The following is a 16,312-nucleotide window of genomic DNA, read 5'->3' as shown; positions in this document are numbered from 1 at the left end:
GCCGACGGCGGGGAGGCGAACCGCCGGTCGCCCCGCTAAGTGCTTGAATTGAGGGGCTCAGTCCCGGTTTCCCCGAGCTGCGGCCGGGGCGGGCCGCGACGGTGCCGACCTTGACGTTTGGCTCCTCTCGCAGTAGATACCCCGGCACTCGCAGTCGGCCCGCTTTGATGGCGGATATCCGGCGCGGCCTAATTCCCCGAACATTCGAGCTCGTTTATCGGCTCAACCTTCCAAACGAGGGCTGGGTCCGCAAGGTCGGCTGTTCGGATTCCTTGAAACGTTGCAATCGTCCGGAGACGGACGCGGATCTCACGATGGCTTTCAGCCCGTTCAAATTCCTGCAGGAAGTGCGCTCGGAGACCGCCAAGGTCACCTGGCCGACGCGCCGCGAGACGACCATCACCACCATCATGGTGTTCGTGATGGTGGCGCTGGCCTCGATCTTCTTCTTCGCCGCGGACCAAATCATCCGCTATCTGATTACCCTGATACTGGGCATCCACTGATGAGCACCCAATTGATGGACAAGCGCTGGTACATCGTCCACGCCTATTCGAACTTCGAGAAGAAGGTTCAGGAATCGATCCGCGAGCAGGCCAAGCAGCGCGGGCTCGAAGAGCTGTTCGAGCAGATCCTGGTGCCGACCGAGAAGGTCACCGAGGTGCGCCGCGGCCGCAAGATCGACGCCGAACGCAAGTTCTTCCCGGGCTATGTGCTGGTGAAGATGAAGCTGACCGACGAGGCGTTCCATCTGATCAAGAACACGCCGAAGGTCACCGGCTTCCTCGGCGCGGAAAACAAGCCGATGCCGATCTCGGAAGCCGAGGCGATGCGGATCCTGCACCAGGTGCAGGAGGGCGTGGAGCGTCCGAAGGCGTCGGTGTCGTTCGAAATCGGCGAGAATGTGCGCGTGGCCGACGGCCCGTTCGCCTCGTTCTCCGGCGTGGTGGAAGAAATCGACGAGGCGCGTTCGCGCGTGAAGGTCGCGGTGTCGATCTTCGGCCGCGCAACGCCCGTGGAACTGGAATTCGGTCAGGTCGAAAAGGTGGTCTGACCGGACGGCGCGGGGTATATGGCTCGCGTCAATTGAGGCCGTGGGAGGGAGGAGGCGGTCGCCAGCCCCTCCAACCGAACCACGGAACCTGAAACCGCCGGCCCCGTCCGGCACAACAGGAGTGATAGATGGCAAAGAAAGTGACCGGATACCTGAAGCTTCAGGTCCCGGCCGGTGCGGCGAATCCTTCGCCCCCGATCGGCCCCGCGCTTGGTCAGCGCGGCCTGAACATCATGGAGTTCTGCAAGGCGTTCAACGCGCAGACCCAGAAGGAAGAGAAGAACACCCCGATCCCGGTGATCATCACGATCTATGCGGACCGGTCCTTCACCTTCGAGATGAAGACCCCTCCGATGTCCTACTTCCTCAAGCAGGCCGCCAAGATCCAGTCCGGATCGAAGGCGCCGGGCCGCGACAAGGCCGGCAAGGTGACCAAGGCGCAGGTGCGCGAGATCGCCGAGAAGAAGATGAAGGACTTGAATTGCGATACCATTGAATCGGCCATGAAGATGGTCGAGGGCTCTGCCCGTTCGATGGGTCTGGAAGTTGCGGGGTAACGGGCCATGACAATCGGAAAGCGTCTGAAGAAGGCCCGTGAGGGTGTTGATCGCGAGAAGCTCTACCCGCTCGCGGACGCCATCAAGATGGTCAAGGAGCGCGCCAAGTCGAAGTTCGACGAGACGATCGAGATCGCGATCAATCTCGGCGTCGACCCGCGCCACGCCGACCAGATGGTCCGCGGCGTCGTCAACCTGCCGAACGGCACCGGCCGCACGCTGCGCGTCGGCGTGTTCGCGCGCGGCGCCAAGGCTGAGGAAGCCAAGGCTGCCGGCGCCGACGTCGTCGGCGCCGAAGACCTGGTCGAGAAGGTGCAGGGCGGTGCGATCGACTTTGATCGTTGTATCGCGACCCCCGACATGATGCCGCTGGTCGGCCGCCTCGGTAAGGTGCTCGGTCCGCGCGGCATGATGCCGAACCCGAAGATCGGCACCGTGACCATGGACGTCACCAACGCCGTGAAGGGCGCCAAGGGTGGCTCGGTCGAGTTCCGCGTCGAGAAGGCCGGCATCGTGCAGGCCGGCATCGGCAAGGCCTCGTTCTCCGAGGACAAGCTGGTCGAGAACGTCAAGGCGCTCGCCGACGCGGTCTCCAAGGCGAAGCCGGCGGGCTCCAAGGGCACCTACATCCAGCGCGTGGCGGTTTCCTCCACCATGGGCCCGGGCGTGAAGGTCGAGCCGGGCACCATCCTCGGCTGATATCTTTGGCCGTGACGAGATAAAGAGGGGCGGGATCGGGCAACCGGTTCCGCCCTTTGTTTTTCCCGGAGCGTTTTCGAGCGGAGCAAACGCGTCAGAACGAGAATCGAGAGCCGCGTTCCGCTTCAATTGGAATGGAAAAGGCTCCAGGTGAAGCCTCTCGCAGGAAACAAGAACAATGCCCGATAAGGTCCTGGTCTATTCACGCTTTCCCAAGGCCCAGCTGATCCGCTTCGGCGAGCGCTATGAGCTGCTCAACGCGGCAGGCAAGCGGCTGGACGAAGCGTTCCCGGTGGCCGAGCTCGCCGACGTCAGCGCCATGATCACCGCGGGCGGCACGCCGCTCCGGGGCGATGCCATGGACATGCTGCCGAAGCTCGGCGCGATCGTCTGCTACGGCACCGGCTATGACGGCGTCGATCTCGCCGCCGCCGCCAGGCGCGGCATCGCTGTCGGCCACAGCCCCGGCGCCAATGCGGCCTCGGTCGCCGACATCGCGCTGACCTTGATGCTGGCATCGGTGCGGCGTCTGCCGGTCGCCGACAATTATGTCCGCAGCGGCGACTGGGCCGGTGCAAAACCGTCGCCGATGATGCGACCGCAGGCCGGCATGCGCGGCCGCAAGGTCGGCGTCTACGGCATGGGCGAGATCGGCCGCAAGATCGCGAGCCGCGTTGCGGCCTTCGAGACCGAGGTCGGCTATTTCAGCCGTACCAAATATGACCTGCCGTATCAGTACCTGCCGAGCCTCGAGGCGCTGGCCGACTGGTGCAGCGTGCTTGTCATCGCGGTCCGCGCCGGCGCCGACAATGTCAATGTGATCGACGCCGACATCCTGCGTCGGCTCGGCGGCGACGGGCACGTCGTCAACATCTCGCGCGGCTCGGTCATCGACGAGAAGGCGCTGGTTGCGGCTCTGACTGACGGAACCATCGCCGGCGCCGGCCTCGACGTGTTTGCCCAGGAGCCGCATGCGCCGGACGCGCTGACCGCGCTGCCGAACGTGGTGCTGTCACCGCATCTCGGCGGCCACACTCTGGAATCGCACGTCGCGATGCAGGACTGCGTGCTCGCCAATCTCGACGCGTTCTTTGCCGGTACGCCGCTGCCCTATAAGGTGAGTGGCACCTGAGCAGCTACCGGCTCCGTGACCGGAGCCGGCTCCCCGTCCGTCATATGAAACTGGTCCAATATTTGCTCTTGGCAAGCCAGGCAGGACCGGCTACATAGCGCCTTCCGGGCGTGCTGGCACTTGCTGGCATGTCTGTGCTCGCATTCCGAAAACCTGAGTTGATAGGAGATCATTCCTTTCCGCATGCCCGCAAGGATGCTCGAAAGGAAGGGGACCCGTCGCCTCGGATCGGAGTGAGAGCAGGGGGCTTCAGCGTGCTGAAGTGCCTCGATCCTGTCCAAGACTGCAGGCGCCCGCGAGAACTTCATGTTTTCAACGGCTTAATCGCATGGCCTGCATAGACGGGTGAAGACCGGATTTTGCGCTTCACGTCGCGGCATGTTCGCGGCTGGAAGGCTGGTTTGGTTCGAACCTCGACAGCCCATGGCCGTAAGGCTCTGGGAGGGCAGGCTTCTAGATGTCGTCTTGCCCGGCATGTCCGAGGGTCTTGGACCCTCCGGATCAGGTTTAGGGCGGGACGATGGGTGCAACCCGGCGGTCCTGCCTTCGCGGAAAGGCCGCCAACCGGAAAGAGCTTGCTGTGGAACGAGCGGCAAAAAAAGAGTCGGTCGAACAACTTAACGAGGTCTTCAAGACCACGTCGGTTGCGATCGTTGCTCACTATTCCGGCCTCACCGTGGCCCAGATGCAGAAGCTGCGCATGCAGATGAAGCAGGCGGGCGCATCGGTGAAGGTCTCGAAGAACCGTCTCGCCAAAATTGCTCTTGAAGGCACTGACGTCGCTGCCATCGGCTCCCTGCTGAAGGGGCCGACCGTGATCGCTACTTCGAACGATCCGGTTGCGGCGCCAAAGGTTGCCATCGAATTCGCCAAGGCGAACGAGAAGTTCGTCATCCTCGGCGGCTCGATGGGTAAAACCGTCCTGAATGTCGACAGCGTGAAGGCGCTCGCCTCACTGCCGTCGCTCGACGAACTGCGCGGCAAGATCGTTGGCCTCCTCGTGGCGCCGGCGACCAAGCTTGCTCAGCTCTCCAACGCGCCTGCGGCCAAGCTCGCGCGCGTCATTCAGGCTCATGCCTCAAAGGGCGAAGCGGCCTGACCCCTTCGCTAATCTCAAACCTGGTTCGAACCAAACGTTTAAGGAACTGAACAATGGCTGATCTGCAGAAAATCGTCGACGACCTCTCGAGCCTCACCGTGCTCGAAGCGGCTGAACTCGCCAAGCTCCTCGAAGAAAAGTGGGGCGTGTCCGCCGCTGCCGCCGTTGCGGTGGCTGGTCCGGCTGCTGGTGGTGCTGCCGCTGCTCCGGCTGAAGAGAAGACCGAATTCACCGTCGTGCTGGCTGCTGCCGGCGACAAGAAGATCGAAGTCATCAAGGAAGTCCGCGCCATCACCGGCCTGGGCCTGAAGGAAGCCAAGGACCTCGTCGAAGGCGCTCCGAAGCCCGTCAAGGAAGGCGTCAACAAGGAAGAAGCAGACAAGATCAAGGCCCAGCTCGAGAAGGCTGGCGCCAAGGTCGAGCTCAAGTAATGCGCGATCCGGGAGCGCCGCAGGGCGCTCCCGGGCCATGCAAACGGCGTGCGACAGGTTGTCGCGTGGCGTGTTGGACACAAAAAAGTGTGGGGATCCGTGGACTTAACCCTCGAATCTCCTTTATTGCCATCCCATATCGGGTTGGCAGCGGAAAAACACGGTAGGCGACGGGGGCGGCAGGGTCCCTGGCGGAAGCCGTTGGGAGACAGTCAGATTTCGGGCTTTTTCAGTCCGTAAAGCGGAGTGTTTGGACGGGCGGGTGCAGTGATGCGCCCCGCGCGTTGTTTTGCGTTTTGAAGGTGGTTGGGGCCGGGACCGGGATTTAATTCCTGACTTTGCGCTTCGTTCCTTCGAGACGATTCGAAATTCAACCCGGGGCCGATGGCAGTCGTTCCCGGAAGGTTCGCCCCACAAAGGCGACGAAAATGAGAGGCCACGATGGCGCAGCAGACATTCACCGGTCGCAAACGCGTACGCAAGTTTTTCGGTCACATCAAGGAAGTCGCCGAGATGCCGAACCTCATCGAGGTTCAGAAGGCGTCCTATGACCAGTTCCTGATGGTTGACGAGCCCGCCGGCGGTCGCCTCGACGAGGGCCTGCAGGCGGTGTTCCGCTCGGTGTTCCCGATCTCGGATTTCTCCGGCACCTCGATGCTCGAGTTCGTCCGCTATGAGTTCGAGCAGCCGAAATATGACGTCGACGAGTGCCGCCAGCGCGGCATGACCTTCGCTGCGCCGCTCAAGGTGACGCTGCGCCTCATCGTGTTCGATATCGACGAGGAAACCGGCGCCAAGTCGGTGAAGGACATCAAGGAGCAGGACGTCTACATGGGCGACATCCCGCTCATGACGATGAACGGCACCTTCGTCGTCAACGGCACCGAGCGCGTCATCGTCTCGCAGATGCACCGTTCGCCCGGCGTGTTCTTCGACCACGACAAGGGCAAGACCCATTCGTCCGGCAAGCTGCTGTTTGCCGCGCGCGTGATTCCGTATCGCGGTTCCTGGCTCGACATCGAGTTCGACGCCAAGGACATCGTGTTCGCGCGCATCGACCGCCGCCGCAAGCTGCCGGTGACCTCGCTGATGTACGCGCTCGGTCTCGACGGCGAGCAGATCCTGTCGACCTTCTACAAGAAGATCACCTACAAGCGGACCAAGGAAGGCTGGCGCGTGCCGTTCGACGCCAACCGTTTCCGCGGCTATTCGACCGTCAACGACCTGATCGACGCCGACACCGGCAAGGTGGTGCTCGAGGCCGGCAAGAAGCTGACCGTGCGCCAGGCGCGCCAGCTGCAGGAGAAGGGCCTCAAGGCCCTGCGCATGTCGGACGAGGAGCTGGTCGGCAACTATCTCGCCGAGGATCTCGTCAACCCGAAGACCGGTGAAATCTACGCCGAAGCCGGCGAGGAGATCACCGAGAAGTCGATGAAGGTGCTGAACGAGCAGGGCTACAAGGACCTGCCGCTGCTCGACATCGACCACGTCAATGTCGGCGCCTACATCCGCAACACGCTGTCGGCCGACAAGAATATGACGCGTGAGGACGCGCTGTTCGACATCTACCGCGTGATGCGTCCGGGCGAGCCGCCGACGCTGGATTCGGCGCAGGCGATGTTCCAGTCGCTGTTCTTCGATGCAGAACGCTACGACCTGTCCGCGGTCGGCCGCGTCAAGATGAACATGCGCCTCGAGCTCGATGCGCCCGACACCCATCGCACGCTGCGCAAGGAAGACATCCTGGCGGTCATCAAGACGCTGGTCGACCTGCGCGACGGCAAGGGCGAGATCGACGACATCGACCACCTCGGCAACCGCCGGGTGCGCTCGGTCGGCGAGCTCATGGAGAACCAGTACCGGATCGGCCTGCTCCGCATGGAGCGCGCCATCAAGGAGCGCATGTCGAGCGTCGATATCGACACCGTGATGCCGCAGGATCTGATCAACGCCAAGCCCGCGGCTGCCGCGGTGCGCGAGTTCTTCGGTTCCTCGCAGCTGTCGCAGTTCATGGACCAGACCAACCCGCTGTCGGAGATCACCCACAAGCGGCGCCTGTCGGCGCTCGGCCCGGGTGGTCTGACCCGCGAGCGTGCCGGCTTCGAAGTCCGCGACGTGCATCCGACGCATTACGGCCGGATCTGCCCGATCGAGACGCCGGAAGGTCCGAACATCGGCCTGATCAACTCGCTGGCGACGTTCGCGCGCGTCAACAAATACGGCTTCGTCGAGACGCCCTATCGCAAGATCAAGGACGGCCGGGTCACCGATGAGGTGGTCTATCTGTCGGCGATGGAAGAGGGCCGCTACCGCGTCGCGCAGGCCAACGTGCCGCTCGATGCCAAGGGCCGCTTCACCGACGATCTGGTGGTCTGCCGTCATGCCGGCGAAGTGCTGCCGGTGACGCCGGACAAGGTCGACTACATGGACGTGTCGCCGAAGCAGCTGGTTTCGGTCGCCGCGGCGCTGATCCCGTTCCTCGAGAACGACGACGCCAACCGCGCGCTGATGGGCTCGAACATGCAGCGCCAGGCGGTGCCGCTGGTTCGTGCCGAGGCGCCGTTCGTCGGCACCGGCATGGAAGGCGTGGTCGCCCGTGACTCCGGTGCTGCGATCGCAGCCCGCCGTTCGGGCGTGATCGACCAGATCGACGCCACCCGCGTCGTGATCCGCGCCACCGAGGATCTCGATCCGACCAAGTCGGGCGTCGATATCTACCGGCTGATGAAGTACCAGCGCTCGAACCAGTCGACCTGCATCAACCAGCGTCCGCTGGTGAAGGTCGGCGACATCGTCAAGAAGGGCGACATCATCGCTGACGGTCCGTCGACCGATCTCGGCGAGCTCGCGCTCGGCCGCAACGTGCTGGTCGCGTTCATGCCGTGGAACGGCTACAACTTCGAAGACTCGATCCTGCTCTCCGAGCGGATCGTGAAGGACGACGTGTTTACCTCAATTCATATTGAAGAATTCGAGGTGATGGCTCGCGACACCAAGCTCGGCCCTGAGGAAATCACCCGCGACATTCCGAACGTCTCGGAAGAAGCGCTGAAGAACCTCGACGAAGCCGGCATCGTCTACATCGGTGCGGAAGTCCGCGCCGGCGACATCCTGGTCGGCAAGATCACGCCGAAGGGCGAGAGCCCGATGACGCCGGAAGAGAAGCTGCTCCGCGCCATCTTCGGCGAGAAGGCCTCCGACGTCCGCGATACCTCGCTGCGCGTGCCTCCGGGCGTGCAGGGCACCATCGTGGAAGTCCGCGTGTTCAACCGCCACGGCGTCGACAAGGACGAGCGTGCGCTGGCGATCGAGCGCGAGGAGATCGAGCGTCTGGCCAAGGACCGCGACGACGAGCAGGCGATCCTGGACCGCAACGTCTATAACCGCCTCGCCGAGCTCCTGGAGAACCGCCAGGGCATTGCCGGCCCCAAGGGCTTCAAGAAGGATACCAAGATCACCCGCGCGGTGCTCGACGAGTATCCGAAGTCGCAGTGGTGGCTGTTCGCCTCGCCGAACGACAAGCTGATGGCCGAGATCGAGGCCATGCGGAAGCAGTACGACGAGTCGAAGAAGGGCCTCGAACAGCGCTTCCTCGACAAGGTCGAGAAGCTGCAGCGCGGCGACGAGCTGCCGCCCGGCGTGATGAAGATGGTCAAGGTCTTCGTCGCGGTGAAGCGCAAGATCCAGCCCGGCGACAAGATGGCCGGCCGTCACGGCAACAAGGGCGTGGTGTCGAAGATCGTGCCGATCGAGGACATGCCGTTCCTCGAGGACGGTACGCATGCCGACATCGTGCTCAACCCGCTCGGCGTGCCCTCGCGCATGAACGTCGGCCAGATCCTCGAGACGCATCTCGGTTGGGCCTGCGCCGGCCTCGGCAAGCGCATCGGCCAGACCATCGACGCCTATTATCAGAGGCAGGATCTCAAGCCGCTGCGCGAGACCCTGAAGAAGATCTACGGCGAGGATGAAACCATCAAGTCGCTGAACGACAACGAGCTGCTCGAGCTTGGCCGCAACCTCAGCCACGGCGTGCCGATCGCAACGCCGGTGTTCGACGGCGCCAAGGAAGCGGACATCGAGGAGATGCTGAAGCTCGCGGGCTTCGACGCCTCCGGCCAGTCGACCGTCTATGACGGCCGAACCGGCGATGCGTTCGATCGCAAGGTGACGATGGGCTACATCTACATGCTCAAGCTGCACCATCTCGTGGACGACAAGATCCACGCGCGTTCGATCGGTCCGTACTCGCTCGTCACCCAGCAGCCGCTGGGCGGCAAGGCGCAGTTCGGCGGCCAGCGCTTCGGCGAAATGGAGGTCTGGGCGCTGGAAGCCTACGGCGCCGCCTACACGCTGCAGGAGATGCTGACCGTGAAGTCGGACGACGTCGCCGGCCGTACCAAGGTGTACGAGGCGATCGTGCGCGGCGACGACACCTTCGAGGCCGGTATTCCGGAATCGTTCAACGTGCTGGTCAAGGAAATGCGCTCGCTCGGCCTCAACGTCGATCTGCACAATTCCAAGGTGGGACCGGCGCCGACGTCGGAAGCGGCCGAGTAACGCTGTGATTTATGCCCGGCGCGAACCGCGCCGGGCCTTCGCACCCTTCTCGGACGTTGAGCGGGGCGCGCGCTGACAAAAACTTTCGAATTTGCTGCCGGTGACGATCGGCACGCGAGGAGAAGACCATGAATCAAGAGATTATGAATCTTTTCAATCCGACGACGCCGGCTCAGGTCTTCGACCAGATTCGGATTTCGATCGCGTCTCCGGAGAAGATTCTGTCCTGGTCGTACGGCGAGATCAAGAAGCCCGAGACCATCAACTACCGTACCTTCAAGCCGGAGCGTGACGGCCTGTTCTGCGCGCGCATCTTCGGGCCGATCAAGGACTACGAGTGCTTGTGCGGCAAGTACAAGCGGATGAAGTACAAGGGCATCATCTGCGAGAAGTGCTCGGTCGAGGTGACGCTGTCGCGCGTCCGGCGCGAGCGCATGGGCCATATCGAGCTGGCGGCACCGGTCGCCCACATCTGGTTCCTGAAGTCGCTGCCGTCGCGCATCGGCCTCCTGCTCGACATGACGCTGAAGGATCTCGAGCGGATCCTGTACTTCGAATACTACGTCGTGCTCGAGCCGGGTCTGACCGCGCTGAAGGACCGTCAGCTGCTGTCGGAAGACGAGTATCTGAAGGCGCAGGACGAGTACGGCCAGGACAGCTTCACCGCCATGATCGGCGCCGAGGCGATCCGCGAGCTGCTGAAGGGGCTCGAGCTCGAGAAGCTCGAGGCGACGCTGCGCGCCGACATGGCGGAGACCGACTCCGACATCAAGCACAAGAAGCTCGCCAAGCGTCTGAAGATCGTCGAGGCCTTCCGCGTCTCCGGCAACAAGCCGGAATGGATGATCATGACGGTGGTGCCGGTGATTCCGCCGGACCTGCGTCCGCTGGTGCCGCTCGACGGCGGCCGGTTCGCGACCTCGGACCTCAACGACCTCTACCGCCGCGTTATCAACCGCAACAACCGTCTGAAGCGGCTGATGGAGCTGCGCGCGCCCGACATCATCATCCGCAACGAAAAGCGCATGCTGCAGGAGGCCGTCGACGCGCTGTTCGACAACGGCCGCCGCGGCCGCGTCATCACGGGTGCCAACAAGCGCCCGCTGAAGTCGCTCGCCGACATGCTGAAGGGTAAGCAGGGCCGGTTCCGCCAGAACCTGCTCGGCAAGCGCGTCGACTATTCGGGCCGTTCGGTGATCGTGGTCGGTCCCGAGCTGCGCCTGCATCAGTGCGGCCTGCCGAAGAAGATGGCGCTCGAACTGTTCAAGCCGTTCATCTACTCGCGGCTCGACGCCAAGGGCCTGTCCACCACGGTGAAGCAGGCCAAGAAGCTGGTCGAGAAGGAGCGTCCGGAGGTCTGGGATATCCTCGACGAGGTGATCCGCGAGCATCCGGTGCTGCTGAACCGCGCGCCGACGCTGCATCGCCTCGGCATCCAGGCGTTCGAGCCGGTGCTGATCGAGGGCAAGGCGATCCAGCTGCACCCGTTGGTCTGCGCCGCCTTCAACGCCGACTTCGACGGCGACCAGATGGCCGTGCACGTTCCGCTGTCGCTCGAAGCGCAGCTGGAAGCGCGCGTGCTGATGATGTCGACCAACAACATCCTGCATCCGGCGAACGGCCAGCCGATCATCGTACCGTCGCAGGACATCGTGCTCGGCCTCTACTACGTCTCGATCATGCGCGAAGGCCTGCCCGGCGAGGGCAAGATCTTCGGCGACATGGCCGAGCTCGAGCACGCGCTGCATTCGAAGGTCATCCACCTCCACACCAAGATCAAGTACCGGTGGGAAGGCATCGACGAGGAAGGCAAGCAATCCAAGCGCTGGATCGAGACCACCGCCGGCCGTGTCATGCTCGGCAATCTGCTGCCGAAGAGCACCAAGATCTCGTACGACATCATCAACAAGCTGATGACCAAGCGCGAGATTTCCGGCGTGATCGACCAGGTCTACCGGCACTGCGGTCAGAAGGAGACCGTGATCTTCTGCGACCGCATCATGGCACTCGGCTTCTACAACGCCTTCAAGGCGGGCATCTCGTTCGGCAAGGACGACATGGTCGTGCCGGCGTCGAAGTGGAAGATCGTGGACCAGACCCGTACGCTGGCGAAGGATTTCGAGCAGCAGTACAATGACGGCCTAATCACCCATGGCGAGAAGTACAACAAGGTCGTCGACGCCTGGTCGAAGGCCGGTGAAGAAGTCGCCAAGGCGATGATGAAGGAGATCTCGTCGACCAAGAAGACGGCGGCGGGCGCGGATGCCGACATCAACTCGATCTACATGATGGCGCACTCCGGTGCGCGTGGTTCGCCGGCCCAGATGCGCCAGCTCGCCGGCATGCGCGGCCTGATGGCCAAGCCGTCGGGCGAGATCATCGAGACGCCGATCATTTCCAACTTCAAGGAAGGTCTGTCGGTGCTCGAGTACTTCAACTCGACGCACGGCGCCCGCAAGGGTCTGGCGGACACCGCGTTGAAGACGGCGAACTCGGGCTACCTGACGCGTCGCCTGGTCGACGTCGCGCAGGACTGCATCATCACGCAGACCGATTGCGGCACCAAGCTCGGCATCAAGATGCGCGCCATCGTCGACGCCGGCACCGTGGTCGCCTCGCTCGGCTCGCGCATCCTGGGCCGTACGGCCTGCGACGACGTGCGTGATCCCGCCACCAACGAGGTCGTCATCAAGCGCGACACCTTGATGGAGGAGAGCCACGTCGACCTGATCCAGCAGGCCGGCATCCAGGAGGTGAAGATCCGCTCGGCACTGACCTGCGAGTTGGTCAACGGCATCTGCGCCAAGTGCTACGGCCGCGATCTGGCCCGCGGCACCCCGGTCAACCACGGTGAGGCCGTCGGCGTCATCGCGGCGCAGTCGATCGGTGAGCCCGGCACGCAGCTGACGATGCGCACGTTCCACATCGGCGGCGCCGCGCAGCTCAACGAGCAGTCGTTCGTCGAATCGAACTTCGACGGCAAGATCGTGATCCGGAACAAGGCCATCGCCCGCAACAGTGAAGGCAATCTGGTCGCGATGGTGCGCAACATGGTCGTTGCGATTGTCGATGCCGACGGCACCGAGCGCGCAACCCACCGTATTCAGTACGGTTCGAAGATGCACGTCGACGACGGCGACATGGTCAAGCGCGGCCAGCGCATCGCGGAGTGGGATCCCTATACCCGCCCGGTGCTCACCGAAGTCGAGGGCACGATCGGGTTCGAGGATCTGGTCGAAGGCCAGTCGATCTCGGAAACGCTCGACGAATCGACCGGTATTGCCAAGCGCGTGGTCATCGACTGGCGCACGACGCGCGGCGGCTCGGACCTGCGTCCGGCCATCGTGGTCAAGGGCAAGGACGGCAAGGTGCTGAAGCTCGCGCGTGGCGGCGATGCCCGCTACATGCTGTCGGTCGACGGCATTCTGTCGGTCGACATCGGCGCCAAGGTGATGCCCGGCGACATCCTGGCGCGTATCTCGACCGAGAGCGCCAAGACGCGTGACATCACCGGCGGTCTGCCGCGGGTGGCGGAACTGTTCGAGGCTCGCAAGCCGAAGGATGCGGCGATCATCGCGGAGACCGCGGGAACGATCCGCTTCGGCCGCGACTACAAGAACAAGCGCCGCATCTCGATCGAGCCGATGGACAAGACCGAGGAGCCGCGCGAGTACCTGATCCCGAAGGGCAAGCACATCCATCTTCAGGACGGCGACATCGTCGAAAAGGGCGATTTCATCGTCGAAGGCAATCCGGCGCCGCACGACATCCTGGCGATCAAGGGCATCGAGGAACTCGCTGCCTATCTGGTCAACGAAATCCAGGAGGTCTACCGGTTGCAGGGCGTGCTCATCAACGACAAGCACATCGAGGTGATTGTCCGTCAGATGCTGCAGAAGGTCGAGGTCACCGACCAGGGCGACACCGACATGATCTCGGGCGAGCAGGTCGACAAGATCGAGTTCGACGCGCTCAACGTCAAGGCCAAGGAGGAGGGCAAGAAGCCCGCCACGGGTACGCCGGTTCTGCTCGGCATCACCAAGGCGAGCTTGCAGACCCGCTCGTTCTTCTCGGCGGCGTCGTTCCAGGAGACCACGCGCGTGCTCACCGAGGCTGCCGTCAATGGCAAGATCGACCCGCTCGAGGGCCTCAAGGAGAACGTCATTGTCGGCCGCCTGATCCCGGCCGGCACCGGCGCCTCGATGGCGCGGATCCGCGAAGTCGCGGTCAAGCGCGACAAGCTGATCCTCGACGAGCGCGAGAAGCAGCAGGCGGCGATCGTGCCGACGGCTCCGGAAGCGGAGCCGCTGGCGCTGCCGCCGGCGGAATAGGCCTCCGCAAGACTACGGTAACAACGAGAAGGCCGGCGTTCTGCCGGCCTTTTTGCTGCTTTCTTCTCCTGCTGCGGTGCAGGGACGCAGTTTGTTCATCTTCCCTTCAGGCAAAAAAGTGCCTTTGTTAGGGTGACTTAGACCGGCTGTTTGACAGTGCCGGAGACGACGGAATTCATATGCTCGACTTGGCTATCGTAGGCGGCGGCCCCGGGGGGCTGATGAGCGCCTGGTATTTGAAGCGCAAACTCGGCGACCTCTGCCGCGTCACCATCTTCGAGGCGTCGAACCGCCTCGGCGGCAAGATCGTCACGCGCAAATTCGACAGCGCGCCCGCGATGTACGAGGCCGGCGTTGCCGAGATCTACGACTACTCGATGACCGGACCCGACCCGCTGCGCGAGCTGATCCAGCATTTCGGCCTGCAGACGATCCCGATGGATGCCGAGCAGGTGCAACTCGACGGCGAGTTGCTCGCCGATGTTCCCGGCATGCGCCGCAAATACGGCGCCAAGACCGCAGCCGCGATCGAGGCGTTCCGCAAGCGTTGCGCCGAGCTGGTGTCGCCGATCGAGTATTACGAGGGCGTCGGCGCCCACGACAACGAACACCCCTGGGCCTACAAGACCGCCGAGCAGATCCTCGACGAGGAGGTCGAGGACGCGACCGCCAAGCGGTTCTTCAAGGTGATGGCGCGCTCCGACCTTGCGACCGAGAGCCACAACACCAACGGCCTCAACGCGCTGAAGAACTACGTGATGGATGTCGACGGCTATATCGGCCTGTATTCGATCCAGAACGGCAACGAGCAGCTGATCGATTGCCTGCGCTCGGAAGTCAGTGCCGACATCCAGCTCAACCATCGCGTCCTCAAGGTCGGCAAGACCGCCGAAGGCCGCTACCAGCTCAACATGATGAACGGCAAGGGGCCCGAGACGCGCGATTTCGACCTCGTGCTGGTCTGCCTGCCGCACTCCTGGCTTGCGACCATGCGCTGGGACGGCGAGCAGCTGCGCAAGTCGATGGTCAAGCACGTCGCCTATTTCGATCGTCCTGCGCACTATCTGCGCGTCTCGATCCTGTTCGACGAGCCGTTCTGGGGTGAGAAGATCCCGGGTGCCTGGTTCATGTCGGAGGCGTTCGGCGGCTGCTGCGTCTACAATGAGGGCGCGCGCCACGATGTCGGCAAGCACGGCGTGTTGAACTGGCTGATCGCCGGCTCCGACGCGCTCGCCTACGCCAATCTCAGCGACGAGGAGCTGATCGACGCCGCGCTGAAGTCGCTGCCGGCCTCGCTCGGCGATGCCCGCGCGCATTTCCTCGAAGGCAAGATCCACCGCTGGCTGTCCTCGGTCAACGCGCTGCCGGGCGGCCTGCCGGTGCGTGACGTCATGACCAACCACCGCCCCGAGCCGAAGGAGCATCCCGGCATCGTGGTGGTGGGCGACTATCTGTTCGATTCGACCCTGAACGGGCTGCTCGATTCCTCCGACGCCGCGACCGACATCGTCGTCACCGAGATGATGCGGCTGCGCCGTGCCCGCGCGCAGGACGAAGGCGCGCTGTCGGACAAGATCGATCGTGGCTATTTCGACAATTACCGCGGCGTCGGCCCCTACGGCGAAGTCTGGCGCACCTTCACCGACCCGGCCTATCTGACCGACCTGATCAAGACGGTCTGGGGCAGGGCGAAGGGCTACAAGCTGCTGATCGCCGGCTCCGCCAGCGGCGAGCTGGTCGGGGCGCTGCGCGAGCGCGGCATCGACGCCTGGGGCATCGAGAACAACCGCTACATCCACGGCAAGACGCCGAAGGCACTCAAGAAGTACAACAAGCTCGGCTCGATCGCCGACATGCCGTTCAAGGACGAAGAGTTCGACTTCGTGTTCGAGACCTCGCTGTGCCATCTCGGCGAGAAGCAGGTCGTGCGCGGGGTGCGCGAGCTCAATCGGGTGGTCAAGACCGGCGTCGTGTTCGCGTCGGTGACCTCGGACATGGCGCCGGCGGTGATCGATCGCTACGACCTGCTGCGCGGCGTGAAGAAGCTCGGCACCTGGTGGGAGTGGTCGGAACTGTTCTTCGGCAACGGCTTCGACCTGTCCATGCACCGCCGCGACTGCACCGATGCGCTGTGGACGCTGACGCTCGCCGCCAACAAGGGGCCGGGGCAGTGGTACGCCGACTCCGACAGCCTGCGTTATTCCTTCTTCGACAAGGTCGACGCCGACCTCGACGACTAGCGGCGGCAACAGTCGACTTCTGACGCAAGGCGATCGGCCTTGCGCCGACCAGCCGTCAAGCGGCGGCCGTGCCGTGATCCCGAATCCACTCGGCGGCGTGACCGCGCGTCGTGCGGTTCCAAACGCTTTGCCGAATTCATCTTGATCGCATAGGATTGCAGCTGCAGCGTCGTCAGCTGCGGTTTCGATTTGCGGTCATGCCGGCCGTG

10 protein-coding genes are annotated in these 16,312 nt (G+C 63.5%); all 10 read left to right on the top strand.

Translation table 11 applies throughout. The features are described 5' to 3' along the window. Positions 1-314 precede the first annotated feature (314 nt). The 10 genes from secE to JQ507_19655 all read left to right on the top strand — a co-directional run bounded on the left by secE (position 315) and on the right by JQ507_19655 (position 16,103). Positions 315-506 carry a preprotein translocase subunit SecE gene (gene secE / locus JQ507_19700; protein QRI67222.1) on the top strand — a complete coding sequence of 64 codons (192 nt, stop codon included), beginning with the start codon at positions 315-317 and terminating at the stop codon, positions 504-506. Positions 507-520: 14 nt separating this feature from the next. Then, the gene (gene nusG, locus JQ507_19695) at positions 521-1,054 is read left to right on the top strand and encodes a transcription termination/antitermination protein NusG (GenBank protein QRI73420.1); all 534 of its coding nucleotides are present in this window, start codon (positions 521-523) and stop codon (positions 1,052-1,054) included. 128 nt (positions 1,055-1,182) lie between these two features. Beyond that, complete coding sequence (gene rplK, locus JQ507_19690) at positions 1,183-1,611, top strand: 50S ribosomal protein L11 (GenBank protein ID QRI67221.1); 429 nt, start codon at positions 1,183-1,185, stop codon at positions 1,609-1,611. Between the two features lie 6 nt (positions 1,612-1,617). Continuing rightward, entirely contained in the window at positions 1,618-2,310 is a 693-nt protein-coding gene (gene rplA / locus JQ507_19685; GenBank protein QRI67220.1) for a 50S ribosomal protein L1, read from the top strand. Positions 2,311-2,488: 178 nt separating this feature from the next. Next, positions 2,489-3,442, top strand: a complete 954-nt coding sequence (locus JQ507_19680) for a 2-hydroxyacid dehydrogenase (GenBank protein ID QRI67219.1) — start codon at positions 2,489-2,491, stop codon at positions 3,440-3,442. A 580-nt stretch (positions 3,443-4,022) separates the two neighbouring features. Beyond that, on the top strand, positions 4,023-4,541 hold the full coding sequence (rplJ, locus tag JQ507_19675; protein QRI67218.1) for a 50S ribosomal protein L10: 519 nt from the start codon (positions 4,023-4,025) through the stop codon (positions 4,539-4,541). A gap of 53 nt (positions 4,542-4,594) precedes the next feature. Continuing rightward, entirely contained in the window at positions 4,595-4,972 is a 378-nt protein-coding gene (gene rplL, locus JQ507_19670; protein QRI67217.1) for a 50S ribosomal protein L7/L12, read from the top strand. A 441-nt stretch (positions 4,973-5,413) separates the two neighbouring features. After that, positions 5,414-9,532 carry a DNA-directed RNA polymerase subunit beta gene (rpoB, locus tag JQ507_19665; protein QRI67216.1) on the top strand — a complete coding sequence of 1,373 codons (4,119 nt, stop codon included), beginning with the start codon at positions 5,414-5,416 and terminating at the stop codon, positions 9,530-9,532. Between the two features lie 128 nt (positions 9,533-9,660). Then, positions 9,661-13,863, top strand: coding sequence for a DNA-directed RNA polymerase subunit beta' (gene rpoC, locus JQ507_19660; protein ID QRI67215.1), 4,203 nt, complete (start codon positions 9,661-9,663; stop codon positions 13,861-13,863). A 179-nt stretch (positions 13,864-14,042) separates the two neighbouring features. Then, entirely contained in the window at positions 14,043-16,103 is a 2,061-nt protein-coding gene (locus JQ507_19655; GenBank protein QRI67214.1) for an FAD-dependent oxidoreductase, read from the top strand. Positions 16,104-16,312: the final 209 nt, after the last annotated feature.

Origin of the sequence: Bradyrhizobium sp. PSBB068 (genome assembly GCA_016839165.1) — a bacterium.
Taxonomy (GTDB): Bacteria; Pseudomonadota; Alphaproteobacteria; order Rhizobiales; family Xanthobacteraceae; genus Bradyrhizobium.
The sequence above is the reverse complement of the archived record's forward strand: the minus strand, read 5'-3'. Positions and strand labels throughout refer to the sequence as shown.